The following is a 16205-nucleotide window of genomic DNA, read 5'->3' on the forward strand; positions in this document are numbered from 1 at the left end:
GGGTTAAACGTTCGCATAGCTTTCAGGTAACGCGCTAGGGCTGGCGTGTTTTGGCCAACGCCCTTTCAAGACGATCATTTAGCCGGTTCAGATTCTCTTCACCGGCTCGGTGCTCATCCATGGCTTCAAGCAGCTCGTGGGTAATATTGAGCGCTGCCATAATGGCCACTCGTTCGCTGCCAAGAACGCTGCTTTGGGCATTGATACCCTGCATGGCACGGTCTAAATAACGTGCTGCGCGGTCGAGTTTGGCTTCTTCGCCTGTGTCGCAGGCAATGATATAGCCGCGCCCTAACAGGGTTATTTCTTTGGTTGGCCGCTTGGCGTTGCTCATCAAAGACTCCAGCACGGGCCAGCAAGGGGCCCAATGCGTTAACATCACAGCATAGGAAGATAGGTCTCGCTCACTATAAGAGAGGCGCTTATGCGCGGTCAACGCGCAGAGACATCCTTTACTAATATCCGAGATACCCTACACACCCAGTGAATACGAGGTTATTAACGACTATGTCATTGATCGATGAGCGTCAGGATTTCTCTGACGTGGCGGATGTTTTTCTCCTCCATGGCAGCATGCAGTCGCCGGCTTTTTTGGATGGCCGTTTATGTGCCTTGCTGGCGCTACGCGATGTGAGTGCCGAGGCTTGGTTGGACGAAGTCTGCCAGAGTTTAGGCGTTGAGCAGCCCCGCGATCAGGCAAGTGCCGAGCGGCTGCTAGGCTGGCGGAGGCAAACCGTAGAGGCGCTTAGCGCCAGTGACCTGGACTATACGCCGCTGTTGCCCGATGAGTTGTTCTCCTTGGGAGAACAAGCGCAGGGCCTTAAAGAGTGGACGCTGGGTTTTAGCGAAGTGATTGATGAAGTGGCCGACAACGAGCTGCGTGAGCGCTGGTCACAAGCACTGCGTGAAGCGATTGAAGACTTGGAAGCGCTGGGCCGGATAGATACTGATATCGACGACAGCCCCGAAAACGAGAACGACCTGTTTGCGCTGACCGAGCATGCCCGTATGGCCGCTATGCTGCTGTATACCGAGCAGCACCCAGGGATGCCGCAAGTTGAGCAAACCGACGCGCCCGTTCATTAATTGCCTCTGTCTGAATCTTTATGCTAGGAGCCTCTATGCGGCCCGAAATGTTACCTCGCCCCCCTGCGATCAGCGTGGCCGAGTATCGCCAGCGCCGTGACGCCTTAATGGCCCAGCTGCCGGATAACGCTGCGGTGGTACTTCCCGGCGCCGGGCTAATGACCCGTTCACGGGACAGCGAATTTGCCTTTCGCCAAAACAGCGATTTTTACTACCTGACCGGCATACGCGAACCGGGTGCGCTACTGGTACTGCTTCCAGGGCGCGCTGAGGGTGAAAGCTTGGTGTTCTGTCAGGATCGTGACCCCACCATGGAAGCATGGACAGGACGACGTTTGGGCGCCGCGGGTGTCATGGCAGAGCATGGTATTGAACAGGCATTCGAAAACGCCGACCGCGACGAGCAGTTACTCACGCTGTTGGCGGGGCGCGAACTACTCTACTTGCCATTGGATAACCCCGAAGCAGTGGGCGTGGCTGAAGACGCTTTAAGTGATGCCCAGGCAGGGATGAGACGCGGGCGGCCACCGCTAAAAGGTTGGCTGGATATCAGCCCGTTGATTCACGCTATGCGGTTGATCAAAAGCGATGCTGAAATTGCTCTGCTCAAGCATGCGGCGCTGATATCTGCCCAAGCACACCGGCGCGCTATGCAGGTCGCTCGCCCAGGCCTGAGTGAATTTCAGCTCCAGGCCGAATTAGAGCATGAGTTTGTCTGGCAAGGGGCCAGTGGGCCCGCCTACAGCACGATCGTGGGTAGCGGTGCCAACGCCTGCGTACTGCACTATATTGAAAACAGCGCACCGCTATGCGAAGACGGCCTGGTGCTGATCGATGCGGGCGCCGAATTTGAGCTGTATGCCGGTGATATCACCCGCACATTTCCCGTCGCTGGGCGGTTCAGTGACGCCCAGCGGGCGCTCTACCAAGTGGTGCTCAATGCACAAGAGCGTGCCGTTAGCGCTATTCAGCCTGGGGCGACACTGGCGGATATCCATCAAGGCGTGGTGCGTGACTTAACCACTGGGCTAATTAATCTTGGTCTGCTCGAAGGCGAGGTTCAGGCGCGGATTGATGACGAGAGCTATCGGCGCTTTTACCTGCACTCGACGTCACACTGGTTGGGATTGGACGTCCACGATGTCGGCACTTATAAGCTAGATGAGCAAACGCCTCGACCCCTGGTGGCAGGCATGGTGCTTACTGTAGAGCCGGGCCTATATATTCCTAGTGATGACGATATTCCTGACGCCTATCAGGGCATTGGGATTCGTATTGAAGACAATGTGGTCGTCACTCACGGAGGTCATGCAGTACTGACCGCCGATGTGCCCAAGCAGATGGCTGAAATTGAAGCGCTAATGGCTAAAAAGTAACCAGTCATAAATGTTTTCAATAGCCTTTATGTAAATTACGTTACGAAATTATTATTGCCTCTATGAAGCGGCGTCGTGGTCGGGAGAAGCCAATGCAGCAGTCTAATCAGGCGGTGAAGGGAGCGCTGACCCATGACATCGTGATTGTGGGCGGTGGGCTGGTAGGCGCCAGCTTAGGTTGCGCCCTGGCGCCACTGATTGAGCGCTACGGCTGGCGCGTGGCGATCATTGAATCGGCGCCTATGGCCGTTCAGCCGCAGGAAAATGCCTGGCAGCCGAGTTTTGATGCCCGGGCCAGTGCCATTGCAGAAGGCTCGGCACAGCGTTTTCTACAGCTAGGTGTGTGGGAAGCGATGCGCGATGAGGCCACGCCGATTAAACGTATTCATATTAGCGAGCGTGGGCGTTTAGGCGCGACGCGGCTGAGTGCTGACGAACTGGGCGTCGCGGCGCTGGGACATGTCATCCCCAATGCGTGGATGGGGCGTGTGCTTCATCAACGGCTTGCTCAACTACCGCTGGAGTGGCACTGCCCGGCAAAAGTCGAACAGCTCACGCCTGTGGCCGGAGGGCATCACCTGCAGCTTTCGGATGGTAGCCAGCTAACCGCAGGGCTAACGGTATTGGCGGACGGTGGGCGCTCGGGGCTCAAAGAGCAGCTAGGCATAGGCAGTCGCCGTGAGTCTTACCAGCAGACAGCGCTTATTGCGCATGTCGGTGTCAGCCAGCCCCATGAAGGCATCGCTTATGAGCGCTTTACCTCGCAAGGGCCAATGGCGCTATTGCCCCTGCCGGGCCAGGCTATGGAGCTGATCTGGACGCATCCCAGCGGCAGCGAGAAAGCACGCATGGCGTTAACCGAGCGTGAATTCCTGCTGCAACTTCAGCATGCGTTTGGCGATCGGGTGGGGCGTTTTACTCGGGTAGGCGCTCGCCATACTTATCCGCTTTCACTGGTCACCGCTGAAGAACCGGTGCGACCAGGGCTGGCGGTATTAGGTAACGCTGCCCACGCGTTGCATCCAGTCGCGGGGCAAGGGTTTAATTTAGCCCTGCGCGGGGTAATGGATCTGGTCGAAGCGCTGGAGCAAGGCGAACAGGCTAATCGTCCGCTGGGCGATATGATCACGCTGCAAGCCTTTGAGAAACAACGCTCCCGAGATCGTGCCAACGTGATTCGCTTTAGCGATGGTCTAGTGCGACTGTTCGGGCTCTCCTTCCCGCTGCTGCCCCACGCCCGCGCGGCAGGCTTAATTGGCTTGAATCTGATTGGGCCGTTACGCCGAGGGCTGGCCCGTCGCGCTATGGGCTTAGAGCGTTAAGTTTATTAATCCTAGGCCACGAAAAGGGAATGCTATGCATACGGACTCATCGATTGCGAAACCGCCGGTGGAAAGCTTTGAAGTAATCATTGTGGGTGGTGGCATCGTCGGTACCGCACTCTGTGCGCTGCTGGCCCAGGCGGGGATGCAGGTGGCGCTGGTTGAGGCAACGCCTGCACCGCTACACATTGAACAGGCCGCTACAAAGCTGCCAGCTCCCCGAGTCAGTGCGTTAACGCCGGTCTCCCAGCGCTTGCTCACCCATTTGGGGGCTTGGCACGGCATGCAGAATACCCGGGTAACGGCCTACCAGGGCATGCAGGTATGGGATGCCGAAGGCAGTGGTGAAATTGCCTTTTCCGCCGACGAAGCGGGGGTAGCCGTACTGGGCCATATTGTTGAGAACGCGGTCACGCTGGCCGCGCTCAATAGTCAGGTAATTGATCACCCCAATGTCACCCCATTTTTTGGTGCTCGCCTACAGGCGCTGCAGCGTGCCAGTGGCAATACATCAAAGCATGTATCAAGTGGCGATTGGCTAGTACTTGCTGATGGTCGCCAACTATATGCACCGTTAATCGTTGCCGCCGATGGCGCTCAGTCAACACTGCGCGAAATGGCCGGTATTGAGGTGGTCAGCGACGATATGCAGCAGGAGGCTGTGGTGACCACCGTTAAGTGCGCCAAGCCCCATGGTGGTGCGGCGCGGCAAGCGTTTATTGACGGCCGGCCGCTGGCATTTCTGCCTTTAACCGTGGAAGGTAATGATCATTACTGCTCCATCGTATGGTCGACCACCCCTGAGCACGCCGCTGAACTGAGTGAGTTGTCTCGCGAAGCGCTTGGAGAGGCACTGGGGAAAGCGTTTGGTCACCGCCTAGGCGAGGTATCGGTCTGCGATAAAGCCCATCGTTTTCCGTTGGTGCAGCGCCATGCCCGCCACTATGTACAGCCGCATTTCGCACTGGTAGGGGACGCTGCCCATAGTATTCATCCGCTGGCGGGCCAAGGCGTTAATTTAGGACTTATGGATGCGGCAGTGTTGGCTGAAGAGGTGGTGCATGCCTGGCAGCGCGGTGCACCCTGGGGAGAACTAAGCACTTTGAGGCGCTATGAGCGTCGTAGGCGCTTTGATAACAGCGCCATGCTGGGCTTAATGAAGGGGTTCAAAGTGCTGTTTGGCAGTCACGATCCGGCATTGACGTTGGCGCGGAATTTAGGAATGAGTGGTATGAACCAGTTGGTTCCATTGAAGCGGATAGTGATGCGGCAGGCGACCGGGGAGCGCGGCCGCCTGCCGCTCAGTTGTCGATAAACAAGGTTGTCGTTAAGTCAGGTTGCCATTAAACCAAGCGGCCGTTAACGCCGCCGACGGTCGACTACATTGAGTGCTTTAAGTAGATTAAGCGCCTCGCTGAGTTGGTAATCATTGAGCAGTCGCTCAGCCATTTCCTGGCGATCCCGAGGCGCCTGCTGAGCGCTTAGGTGCCCCTCAAGGTCGGCTTCGCGAATTTCGCGGCGGCTCTCGGCGACTTCCAAGCGACCACGTACGACGTCCACGTCGGGCTCAATACCCTGGGCCTGAATAGAGCGTCCGTTGGGGGTGTAGTAGAGCGCGGTGGTGAGCTTGAGCCCTTCGCCATTGCCTAGCGGCATAATCTGTTGCACTGATCCCTTGCCAAAACTGTCGGTGCCCATAATCACGCCGCGGCGTTGATCCTGCAGCGCACCGGCGACAATTTCTGCGGCTGAGGCACTGCCGCCATTGATCAGTACCACCAACGGTACATCGCGAGCAGGTGTGGTCGTGGAGGCGGAGAACGACATTTCTGTATCCGAGAGGCGCCCTTCGGTATACACAATCAAGCCTTCATCCAGGAACAGATCGGCAATGCCGACGGCGGCTTGTAGGACACCGCCGGGGTTGTTACGTAAATCGAGTATTAACCCTTCTAGAGGCTGCTCACGCGCCATGCGCTCAAGCGCTTCGCGGGCCTGTTCTGGGGTGCGCGATTGGAACTGGCTGATGCGCAGGTAGCCGTAACCGGGCTCGAGCAGCTCGTGCTTAACGCTTTCACTACGAATCACTTCGCGGGTCAGGTTGAACTCCCGCGGCGAATCCTCGCCTGAACGCAGTATGCTGATACGCAGTTCGGTGTCCGGCTCACCGCGCATTAGGGTCACCGCTTCTTGTAGCGACATGCTATCAGTGGGGGTGCCGTCGATGGCGACGATAACATCGCGAGAAAGCAGCCCTGCGCGGGAAGCAGGGGTGTCATCAATAGGCGTAATCACCATGAGCTGACCATTTTCAGTGCCTACCTCGATACCGATACCGCCAAATTCTCCCTGAGTCGACTCGCGTAGGCTTTGGTACTCCTCCTCATCCAAATAGGCGGAGTGTGGATCCAGCTCACTCAGCATACCGCGCATAGCGTTACGTAGCAGCGTACTGTCATCGACCTCCTCGACGTAGGCACGCTTAATGCGTTCAAACACCTCGGCGAAGGTCTGAATATCTTCCAGGGGTAGCTGGTCGTAGGGTGGCTCACCCGCCGCACTGCTACCGGCTGGTTGAGCAAGCAGCGTTAGCGGGGCCGACAATAAGGCAATCGGCAGCAGGGTAGCCAAGAAGCGCTTGGCGGGGGTTGATACCCCGGTAACAGATAGCGTCATGCAGACTCCGCAAGGCGTTAGGTGACACTACAGCGTGCCACCTCGTAGTTGAAAATAGATAGTTAAAAATAGATAGCTAGAAATAGATAGTTAAAAATGGGTAGTTAAACGTGTGTATTTGAAAACATGTTGTAGAACATTAAGGCATCAATCGTCATGCAGCTTATCCCGTCAGCGGCGCGCAATCCAACGCTGCGGATTAATGGGTTCACCGCCACGGCGAACTTCGAAGTAGAGCGCTGCGCGGGTTTGACCACCACTATCGCCAACACGACCAATCTCATCGCCGCGGCTGACTTGCTGGCCAGGCCTGACGCTGAACTGCTGCAGGTGGGCGTGTAGCGTCATAATCTGGTCGCCGTGGTCGATAATTAGCAAATTACCAAACCCTCGCATCCAGTCGGCGAATACCACGCGACCGGTGTGTACCGCGGTGACTGGCGTGCCTGCGCTGGCCTGAATCACTATACCGTTGTAATGCACACCGTCACGATGATGGAAATTACTACTGATTGAACCCTGTACCGGCCAAGGTAAGTCGCCTTGAGTACTGACAATATGCGTAGTGGGTGTGGGTTCGGCAAGTCTTGCCATCTCCGCTTGGATGTTGCGCAGTACACGTTCGGCCTCTTCACGGCTCTGATTGAGGTCGGCCAACCGCTCCTCCTCACTGCCGTAGCGGTCATCCAGGTTGGAAACCACGCCGCGTCGTTCAGTGGTACGTTGAGCTAGCAGCGCGCTTTGTTCTTCCAGCTCATCGGCTAATGTATCAAGGCGCGTTTGGCGCTCGCTCAGCTCCTTCTGGGTATCAGCCAGTGCGGTGTCCAAGCGCGCTATATCGCTTAAGCGGCGATTACGTGCTTCGGTCAGCCGATTCATATAGGCCTGCATACGATCAAGCTCGGCAGGATCGCCTTGGTTAAGCAGTAGTTTGAGCTGCGGCGTAGGGCCAAGTCGGTAAAGTGCTGAGAGCTGTTGGCCCAGCGCTGCGTACTGATTGGCTCGTTCGCCCTCTAGGCGGTCACGGTGCTGGCGCAGTTGGGTCGTTTCATCATTCAACTGGCGACGTTCAGCTTGCAGCGTATCCAGGCGCTGATGTGTTTCGGCAAGCTTGGTTTCGACTTCCTTTAGCTCACGTTGGGCGCTATCGCGTGCTTCACCAGTGGCGCTGAGGCGTTGGGCAACAGACTCAATCTCCTGACCAATCGAATCCAATTGCTGGCGCGCTGCGCCTTCATCTTGCTGAGTAAAGCCTGCTGGCGCATAACTGAACGCCAGCACGAGTGTCAGGGCTAAAGATGGCCGCATGGGCACTATTTATAATGAATCAGTGGTTGACCGGTCATTGCCTCAGGCTGTTCCTGATCCATCATGGTCAGCAGCGTAGGCGCCAAGTCGCATAATTTGCCTTCATCAAGCGTGGCAGCGCGTTCGCCGACATAGATGAGTGGCACTACAAAGGTGGTGTGGGCCGTTTGCGGTGCGCCTGTTTCGGGATGAACCATCTGCTCGGCATTACCGTGGTCGGCGGTAATTAAGCAGGCGCCGCCAGCACGCTCGATGGCTTCAACGACTCGACCCACGCAGGTATCGACGGTCTCAATGGCTTTTACCGCAGCGTTGAAGTCACCGGTGTGGCCGACCATATCACCGTTGGCGTAGTTGCAAACGATCAGATCAAAGCTGCCGCCATCAATAGCGTCGACAAGCTTGTCGGTGATCTCAAATGCGCTCATCTCGGGCTTTTCGTCGTAGGTGCGCACATCGCGTGGAGAGGGCACCAAGATGCGCTCCTCGTCGTCATATTCGGCTTCATTGCCGCCTGAAAAGAAGAAGGTGACGTGGGGGTACTTTTCGGTTTCGGCGATACGCAACTGTTTCAAGCCGCGCTTAGCCACCACTTCGCCCAAGGTGTCATTTAGATCCGATGGCGGGAAGGCGGCAGGCGCAGCAATGTCAGCGGCGTACTGGGTCATCATTACCAGCCCTTTATCTGCAAGCTTGGGGCATGCTCGCCGATCAAAGCCTTTGAAATCCGGCTCAGTAAAAGCGCGGGTTAACTCACGGGCGCGGTCAGAGCGGAAGTTAAGGAAAATAGCCGCATCGCCATCGTCCAAGGTAATCGGCTTGTCATTGAGGGGTATGCTACTGGCGGCAACGAATTCGTCGGTTTCGCCACGCTGATAGGCATCGCGAAGTGCCGTTTCGGCACTGGAGGCGTAGTACTCCGCGTGGCCATCGGTGAGTAGCCGGTAGGCTTGCTCAACGCGCTCCCAGCGGTTGTCGCGATCCATGGCGTAGAAGCGACCAATAATCGAGGCAACAAAGCCATTATCAGCACCTACCAGCTCAGCCAGGCGAGCGTTGGCGCGCTCTATCGAGGCCAAGGCGCTCTGCGGCGGCATATCGCGGCCATCCAGAAAAGCATGAATAAAAATGCGTTGGGCACCGCGGCGGGCGGCCAGTTCGGCCATGGCAATAAAATGCTCTTCATGGCTGTGCACGCCGCCGGGGGAGAGCAGGCCAATTAAGTGTACCGGGCGACCGTTGGCGACGGCTTCATCAATCGGCTGGGTAAGGTTGGCATTAACATCCAGGTCACCGTCTTCAATCGCTTTGCTAATACGCGTGAAATCCTGATAAACGATACGACCGGCACCAATATTCATATGCCCGACTTCAGAGTTACCCATCTGGCCGTCGGGGAGCCCCACGTTAAGGCCATCGGTGTGAACGAAGGCATGAGGACGGCTTTCCCAAAGTTTATCCATCGTCGGCGTGTGGGCAGCGGCCACTGCATTATGGGCGCTATCGGGGTTGTGGCCGTAGCCGTCGAGAATAATCAGCGCCACTGGGCGCGGGGTGCGAGAAGTATCCATATAAACCTCGTTAAGATTGGCAAGCCGGGCGAGTCGATAATTCGGGGTCGCGACAGGCGCACGCTTGGGGCATCATAACGCAGGCTACGGTCAGGCGTCATGATCTAGGCCTGCGCGGGAAGCTATCTGACGTGTATACTTGTCGCGTTTTAACGGTGGCAACGCCGCTTTTTTCCGTATTTACCAAGAGATTGTGTTCGCGATGATCGATCAGGTGTTCGAATTCGTACAGAACCACCCCCTACTGGTTGGGGCATTTTTGCTGGTGCTAGTCGCGTGGATTATTTATGAAACGCGCAGCGCCTCTACTAATGCACTGACCGCCACAGAGGCCACTCAGCTTATCAACCGCGAAGACGCGGTGGTGCTGGATATCCGTGAAAACAAAGACTTCAAAGCCGGGCATATCGCGGGGGCGCGCAACATTCCGCAAAGCAACCTCGATAGCCGCATGACCGAACTGGATAAAGTGAAAGCCCAGCCGATCATCGTGGTATGCAAGCACGGCCAGAGTTCGGGTGCTGCCCAGGCCAAGCTCGCCAAAGCAGGCTTTGAGCGAGCTTACAAGTTGAAGGGCGGTATGGCGCAGTGGCAAGGTGACGGCCTTCCGGTGGTTAAAAAGTAACCAACGATAGCTTTATTTAATCAACAATCAGGAGTTTTCTCATGGCGGAAGATAACAATTCCCCGCAGGCGGGTGCCGCGGCAGACGAAAAACCGCAGCTTAAATTTTCGCTGCAGCGCATTTATGTGAAAGATATTTCGTTTGAAGCGCCCAACTCACCTTCGGTGTTCAAGCAGGCGTTCAAACCTAAGGTGAACCTGGATCTGAATACCACCAGCACTAAAATTGCTGATGACCAGTATGAAGTGGTGGTTAAGGTGACTGCCCAGGTGAACGATAATGAAACCGGTACCACCTCTTTCCTGGCTGAAGTTGAGCAGGCGGGTCTGTTCCGTATCGCGGGTATTGAAGGGGCGCAGCTGGATCAAACCCTGGGCGCTTTTTGCCCCAACCTGCTATTCCCTTACGCCCGTGAGTGCGTGGACAACTTGGTCAACCGTGGTGGTTTCCCACCGCTGATGCTGGCGCCGGTAAACTTCGAAGCCATGTATGCCCAGCGTAAACAGCGCGAAGCCAAGCAAGCAGAAGAAAACACTCACTAAGCTATGTCGTCAGAAACGCAAGCCGCTGATTGGTACGCCCAGCATGGCAAAATGCCGCGTCTCTATGTGCCTGCTACTTTCGTGGCAGGCTGTGACGTCGCATTGCCTGACGGCCCCGCGCGCCACATCACTCGCGTGCTGCGCATGGTTGAAGGCGCGCCGCTGGTGCTGTTTGACGGTAACGGCCAGGAAGCGGGCGTCCGCTTGGTGGAGGTAAGCCGCAAGCAGACGCTGGCGAGGGTCGAGGCGATATGGCCGGGTAGCGGTGAGTCGCCGCTATCTGTTCACTTGGGTCAAGCCATCTCCAAAGGCGACCGAATGGATTACGCTATTCAGAAAGCCGTCGAGCTGGGCGTTGCGGCGATTACCCCGCTGTATACCGAGCGGGGTGATGTGCGTTTGAAAGGCGACCGTGAAGATAAAAAGCTAGCCCACTGGCAGGCGGTTGCTGCCAGTGCCTGCGAGCAGAGCGGCCGTGCGGTAGTGCCTCAAGTGCACTCACCGATGCCGTTATCAGCATGGCTTGAAGAGCGCCAGGAGCCGCTGCGCTTGATGCTGCATCTAGCGACCGGCAATGCGTTTGATCGCCAAGATCGACCGGCGTCGGTGGCGCTGCTCATTGGCCCAGAAGGCGGCTTGAGCGATAGTGATATTGCCGCTGCCCAAAGCGCTGACTTTACGCCGCTGACACTCGGCCCTCGGGTGCTGCGTACCGAGACGGCACCTGTGGTGGCACTGTCACTGCTGCAGCACTACTTTGGAGATTTGTAAGTATTTGCGTAAGTGCTTGCGTAAGTACTTACTCCTGATAAGAGCCTTTTATTAATTACGGCAGCCAATTTTTTCACTCCCGTCCTACCATACTTTGCCTGATCTCTCTTAGGCACCATAATGTTTATCTATTTTTCTTGAAGGACGACACCCATGGTGCGTGAGTCTCACTCCTCCCCGCGATCCGCTAGCGATGCGACAGCCCAGTTGGGTGAAGTGGCGTACCTGACGGTCACAGCGGTTAATAATATCGGCGCGTTTTTGCAATGGGGGCAGCCGAAAGATGTGTTGTTGCCGTTTAGCGAGCAGCATTTTCGTCCTGATGCTGGAAAGCGTGTATTGGTGATGCTGTATAGCGATGACCAGGGGCGGCCGGTGGCGTCGATGAAGCTGGATCGCTTTTTGACCGATGACGCCTGGGCGTTAGAAAAAGGCGACGAAGTTGCCGTGGTGGTGGCAGATCGCACGGATCTAGGCATGAAGGTGGTGGTCAATCACCGCTACTGGGGGCTTATTTACCAGGATGACGTTACCCAACCATTGCGCCGAGGCCAATCCGTTAAGGGCTATGTTAAGCAGCGCCGTGAAGATGGCCGTTTAAACATATCGCTGCTACCGCCCGGCGCCGCTCGCTTAGATGTGGTGGGCGACAAGATCATGCAAGCCCTGCGTGAAAGCGGTGGCTATCTCGCTCTGGGCGATAAAAGTCCTGCTCACGAAGTTAAAGCTCGCTTAGGGGTGAGTAAAAGTGCCTATAAACAAGCCATTGGGCGGCTTTATAAGCAACAGTTGATCACCTTAGAACCTGATGCTATCCGCTTAGTGCCCGGCGCGCTTAGCGAGTAGTTAGCGAGTAGTTAGCGGGGGCAGTTGGAGCCGGGCGAGCAGTGCGGCATACTGAGCATCAATTGTTCATGTTTGGATAGTGCCCCCGATGAGCCAATCAAATCTGCACCTTGGCGTTGTGATGGATCCCATCAGCGACATCGCTTACAAGAAAGACACCACCATGGCCATGCTATGGGCTGCCCAGGAGCGTGGTTATACCCTGCACTATATGGAGCAGGAAGACCTTTTTTTGAACGCGGGGCAAGCCTACGCGCGTATGCGGCCGCTAAAAGTGCATCGTGATCCAAATCACTGGTACGACCTAGGCGAACCTTCCGCGCGTCCGCTAGTAGAGCTGGATGTGGTGCTGATGCGCAAAGACCCGCCTGTCGATGCTGAGTTTACTAACGCAGTGCACTTGCTGGGCTTTGCTGAGCGGGAAGGCGTACTGATCGTTAATCCGACGGCAGCGCTTTTGCAGTGTAATGAAAAGCTGTTTGCCCAGCAGTTTCCCCAGTGCTGCGCGCCTACGATCGTCGCTAGTCGTGATGATGTGTTGCGCGCCTTCCATGCGGAACACGGCGATGTGATCTTTAAGCCGCTGGATGGTATGGGGGGCACCGGTATTTTTCATATTGGCCCAGAGGGTCGCAATATTGGCGCGGTGATTGAGCAGCTTTCGCTGCGTGGCCAGCGACAAATCATGGCGCAGCGTTACCTGCCGGAGATTAAAGATGGCGACACGCGCATTCTGCTAGTGGATGGTGAGCCCGTTCCCTTTGGACTGGCGCGGATACCCTCGGCGGGCGAGACCCGGGGCAACTTAGCTGCTGGTGGGAAGGGCGTTAGCCGTGAGCTCACCGAGCGCGATCACTGGCTTATTCAGCAAGTGCAGCCAATGATTCGTGAGAAAGGCCTAATGTTCGTGGGTCTGGATGTAATCGGTGACTATATTACGGAAATCAATGTCACCAGTCCCACCTGCGTACGTGAAATTGATGATCAGCGGGGCACCAATATTGCCGGTTTACTGCTCGATGCCATCGAGCGCCGCTTAGCCTAAGCACGGCTTCATTCTTATAATTACACTCATTACGCTATGCCTGCTGGGATGCCAGCAGGCAGTGGGAGACGCATGCAAAGTTTGAAACATCACTTTCTAATGGCCATGCCGCATTTAGAAGACCCTAATTTTGCCGGTAGCCTTATCTATCTTTGCGATCATGATAACAACGGCTGCATGGGGGTAATTACTAATCGACCGTTAGAAATAACCCTCGAAGCGCTATTTGATCAACTGGAGCTGGGCGGCGAAGCAAGTCCGCACCGCAATGCGCCGGTTTATTACGGCGGGCCGATGCATAAAGACCGTGGCTTCATTCTGCATATGGGCGATAGCCAGGAGTGGGACTCCAGTATCCAGGTGGAGGATGGCATGGCGCTGACGACTTCGCTGGATATTCTCCAGGCTTTTGCTGCTGGCGAAGGGCCTGAGCACTTTTTGGTCTGCCTGGGTTGCGCGGGATGGGAAGTGGGGCAGCTAGAAGAAGAGCTTAAAGAGAACAGTTGGCTAACGGTAGAAGCCCAGAGCAGCGTGCTCTTCAATACCCCGCCTATCGAGCGGTTAACCGCGGCGGCAGGATTACTCGGTATCGACCTTAACCTAATGACCCGAGATGCGGGGCACGCTTAATGGCCGAAGCGGGACAGCGTTTAATCCTGGCCTTTGATTACGGCACCCGGCGTATCGGTGTGGCAGTGGGCAACGAGCTGCTTCACAGCGCTCGGGAGCTGACTCCCTTGACGGCACGTGATGGAATTCCCGACTGGAATGTCGTGTCACGGCTTCTCAGCGAGTGGCAACCGGATATGTTAGTGGTGGGGCTGCCACTGAATATGGATGGCAGCGAATCAGAGATGAGCACTCGCGCTCGCAAGTTTGGTAATCGTCTGCATGGCCGTTTTGGCAAGCCATGTGCAATGGTCGATGAGCGCGGCACCACTCGGGAGGCGAAAATGATCGCTCGCGAGGCGGGCCATAAAGGTAACTATCGTCAGGATAGTGTCGATGGCATTGCGGCGATTCTTATTCTTGAAGGCTGGTTTGCCCACCAGGAAGGCTTACCTGGCGGGCGTCTGTCTCTTTAGCCCTTATCCTGCATCTCTAAGCCCTCTAACTTTAAACCTTCTCTTCTAGCCTTAACGATCCAAGGTGCCAGTTTGACTGGGTACATACCAGCGAACAGGGCGTAGATCTTGCTCGATTAGTTTATCGACGTTGAGCAGCGTTGCAAAAATCGCCATTCGCATGGGAATCCCGTTATCGGTTTGGCGGAAGATCGCCAAGCGCGGGTCGCCGTTCAGGTCGACGTTTAAATCATTCGCACCGGGGCGGCTATCCCTGGGCAGTGGGTGCATCACAATCGTGCTTTGACTGCAGCGGTGATCGAGAAAATCACGATTGACCATAAAGTCATCAGAGAGTCCCTGAAAGCTCTCATTCATCTCGTCGGTAAAACGTTCCTTCTGAATGCGCGTGGTGTACACCACATCTAAATCTGCAAAATCACTCGCCAGTGAGTCGCGCTGCTCAATGCGATGCCCGCGAGATGTGACTAAGTCAATCAGCTTGGAGGGCATTTCAAGCCCCGGGGGAGATACCAGGGTAATACGCAGCGGGTCATAGAGTGACAGGAGCTTAATCAGTGAATGGACAGTACGGCCGTACTTCAAGTCACCGGTAAGCAAGATATGTGCACCGGCCAACGATTTACCCAGGCGGTGAAATTCTTTATCAATCGTATAAAGGTCAAGTAGTGCTTGGCTGGGGTGCTCACCTGGGCCGTCGCCCCCATTGATCACGGGTACATTGGTTGCTGCTGCAAACTCAGCCACTGATCCCTGGTCGGGGTGGCGCATTACAATCGCGTCGCAGTAACCGCTCATTACACGGCTGGTATCGTACAGCGACTCCCCCTTCGCCATAGACGAGAAGGTAAAGCCGGTGGTGTCACATACGCTGCCACCCAAGCGGCAGAAAGCGGCATTGAAACTCACCCGTGTCCGGGTACTGGCCTCAAAAAACAAATTGCCGAGTACTGCTCCTTCTAAAACGCGAGTAACCTGGCGACGCTGGGCAATGGGTTCCATGCGTGCAGCGACACGCAGTAAATGGTCTACACTTTCACGGCTTAATGAGTCGACAGTTAGCAGATGGTGGCTCATGACAGACCTCGGCAAGGTGATGGATGAGCCTAGTGTAACCGCCAAAGAGGGCGGCACCGAAAGGGTTTAATCCACTAAGGGCGACTAATCTGTAATTTTTCTACAAAACCACTTGCCAACCCGGCGCTGAATCCGTAAAGTACGCATCCGCTGCCGGGGACGCCAAGCGTTACCAGCGGTGCATAAGGTGTAAAAGCCTTGGTTTGTCAAGAGGTTAGAGCAGGCTGTATCGCTCGCTTCAGTCGCTAAAAACAGTGATTGACAAACACCAGGAAATGCGTAGAATACGCCTTCCTCGCTGAGGCAAGCCAGTTCAACGGTTTGTAAGGTGGCTCAAGCAGTCATCGCAGCGAAACAGCTCTTTAACAATTTGATCAGGTAATTCATGTGGGCGCTTGCTGACGTTGGTGACAAATCACCAAATATCAAGGCAAGCGACTCAAGCAATAAAGGTCTTTAAAGACACGTTCTTTGAAACCTGTTTTGAATGAATTCGTTTGAACCTTGAGCCAAGTTTGATTCGCTTTTGCTGCCTTAGGCTAGTCCTAAGATAGCGAGTAAGGATCACAATGATTTTAAACTGAAGAGTTTGATCATGGCTCAGATTGAACGCTGGCGGCAGGCCTAACACATGCAAGTCGAGCGGTAACAGATCTAGCTTGCTAGATGCTGACGAGCGGCGGACGGGTGAGTAATGCATAGGAATCTGCCCGGTAGTGGGGGATAACCTGGGGAAACCCAGGCTAATACCGCATACGTCCTACGGGAGAAAGGGGGCTTCGGCTCCCGCTATTGGATGAGCCTATGTCGGATTAGCTAGTTGGTGAGGTAAAGGCTCACCAAGGCAACGATCTGTAGCTGGTCTGAGAGGATGA

At 55.6% G+C, this 16205-nt stretch carries 16 protein-coding genes and 1 rRNA gene; 12 read left to right on the top strand and 5 right to left on the bottom strand.

From position 1 onward, the window contains the following. Positions 1-34: 34 nt before the first annotated feature. Entirely contained in the window at positions 35-334 is a 300-nt protein-coding gene (locus tag A6R74_RS00620; protein WP_064232443.1) for a cell division protein ZapA, read from the bottom strand. A 173-nt stretch (positions 335-507) separates the two neighbouring features. On the opposite strand from A6R74_RS00620, the gene A6R74_RS00625 reads away from it, so the two are divergent. From A6R74_RS00625 to A6R74_RS00640, 4 genes are all read left to right on the top strand, one after another. Continuing rightward, on the top strand, positions 508-1086 hold the full coding sequence (locus tag A6R74_RS00625; protein WP_064232444.1) for a UPF0149 family protein: 579 nt from the start codon (positions 508-510) through the stop codon (positions 1084-1086). Positions 1087-1121: 35 nt separating this feature from the next. Beyond that, positions 1122-2462, top strand: coding sequence for a Xaa-Pro aminopeptidase (gene pepP / locus A6R74_RS00630; protein WP_064232445.1), 1341 nt, complete (start codon positions 1122-1124; stop codon positions 2460-2462). 92 nt (positions 2463-2554) lie between these two features. Beyond that, positions 2555-3784 (top strand): 2-octaprenyl-6-methoxyphenyl hydroxylase, encoded by a 1230-nt coding sequence (ubiH, locus tag A6R74_RS00635; RefSeq protein ID WP_064232446.1) that lies wholly within the window; start codon positions 2555-2557, stop codon positions 3782-3784. Between the two features lie 34 nt (positions 3785-3818). Continuing rightward, positions 3819-5099, top strand: a complete 1281-nt coding sequence (locus tag A6R74_RS00640; protein ID WP_064232447.1) for a UbiH/UbiF/VisC/COQ6 family ubiquinone biosynthesis hydroxylase — start codon at positions 3819-3821, stop codon at positions 5097-5099. A 44-nt stretch (positions 5100-5143) separates the two neighbouring features. Here A6R74_RS00640 and A6R74_RS00645 read toward each other — a convergent pair whose 3' ends face one another. The 3 genes from A6R74_RS00645 to gpmI all read right to left on the bottom strand — a co-directional run bounded on the left by A6R74_RS00645 (position 5144) and on the right by gpmI (position 9339). Beyond that, positions 5144-6460: a S41 family peptidase gene (locus A6R74_RS00645; RefSeq protein ID WP_064232448.1), complete on the bottom strand. Its 1317-nt coding sequence runs from the start codon at positions 6458-6460 to the stop codon at positions 5144-5146. A gap of 171 nt (positions 6461-6631) precedes the next feature. Continuing rightward, positions 6632-7768 (bottom strand): murein hydrolase activator EnvC family protein, encoded by a 1137-nt coding sequence (locus tag A6R74_RS00650; RefSeq protein WP_064232449.1) that lies wholly within the window; start codon positions 7766-7768, stop codon positions 6632-6634. A 5-nt stretch (positions 7769-7773) separates the two neighbouring features. After that, positions 7774-9339, bottom strand: coding sequence for a 2,3-bisphosphoglycerate-independent phosphoglycerate mutase (gene gpmI, locus A6R74_RS00655; protein WP_064232450.1), 1566 nt, complete (start codon positions 9337-9339; stop codon positions 7774-7776). A gap of 202 nt (positions 9340-9541) precedes the next feature. Here gpmI and A6R74_RS00660 point away from each other — a divergent pair, with 202 nt between their 5' ends. The 7 genes from A6R74_RS00660 to ruvX all read left to right on the top strand — a co-directional run bounded on the left by A6R74_RS00660 (position 9542) and on the right by ruvX (position 14253). After that, the gene (locus A6R74_RS00660) at positions 9542-9964 is read left to right on the top strand and encodes a rhodanese-like domain-containing protein (RefSeq protein WP_064232461.1); all 423 of its coding nucleotides are present in this window, start codon (positions 9542-9544) and stop codon (positions 9962-9964) included. A 41-nt stretch (positions 9965-10005) separates the two neighbouring features. Continuing rightward, entirely contained in the window at positions 10006-10506 is a 501-nt protein-coding gene (secB, locus tag A6R74_RS00665) for a protein-export chaperone SecB (RefSeq protein WP_064232451.1), read from the top strand. Positions 10507-10509: 3 nt separating this feature from the next. Further along, on the top strand, positions 10510-11277 hold the full coding sequence (locus tag A6R74_RS00670) for a 16S rRNA (uracil(1498)-N(3))-methyltransferase (protein WP_082906533.1): 768 nt from the start codon (positions 10510-10512) through the stop codon (positions 11275-11277). A gap of 153 nt (positions 11278-11430) precedes the next feature. After that, positions 11431-12123, top strand: a complete 693-nt coding sequence (locus A6R74_RS00675; RefSeq protein ID WP_064232452.1) for a CvfB family protein — start codon at positions 11431-11433, stop codon at positions 12121-12123. Between the two features lie 88 nt (positions 12124-12211). Continuing rightward, complete coding sequence (gene gshB, locus A6R74_RS00680; RefSeq protein ID WP_064232453.1) at positions 12212-13168, top strand: glutathione synthase; 957 nt, start codon at positions 12212-12214, stop codon at positions 13166-13168. Between the two features lie 72 nt (positions 13169-13240). Next, positions 13241-13798: a YqgE/AlgH family protein gene (locus A6R74_RS00685; protein WP_064232454.1), complete on the top strand. Its 558-nt coding sequence runs from the start codon at positions 13241-13243 to the stop codon at positions 13796-13798. After that, complete coding sequence (gene ruvX, locus A6R74_RS00690) at positions 13798-14253, top strand: Holliday junction resolvase RuvX (protein WP_064232455.1); 456 nt, start codon at positions 13798-13800, stop codon at positions 14251-14253. Before A6R74_RS00685 ends, ruvX begins: the two co-directional genes overlap by 1 nt. 51 nt (positions 14254-14304) lie before the next feature. Here ruvX and A6R74_RS00695 read toward each other — a convergent pair whose 3' ends face one another. Further along, positions 14305-15330: an aspartate carbamoyltransferase gene (locus A6R74_RS00695; RefSeq protein ID WP_064232456.1), complete on the bottom strand. Its 1026-nt coding sequence runs from the start codon at positions 15328-15330 to the stop codon at positions 14305-14307. Between the two features lie 577 nt (positions 15331-15907). On the opposite strand from A6R74_RS00695, the gene A6R74_RS00700 reads away from it, so the two are divergent. Continuing rightward, a 16S ribosomal RNA gene (locus A6R74_RS00700) occupies positions 15908-16205 on the top strand; the annotation flags it as partial.

The sequence above is a fragment of the Halomonas sp. ALS9 genome (assembly GCF_001651035.1).
Classification (GTDB): domain Bacteria; phylum Pseudomonadota; class Gammaproteobacteria; order Pseudomonadales; family Halomonadaceae; genus Vreelandella.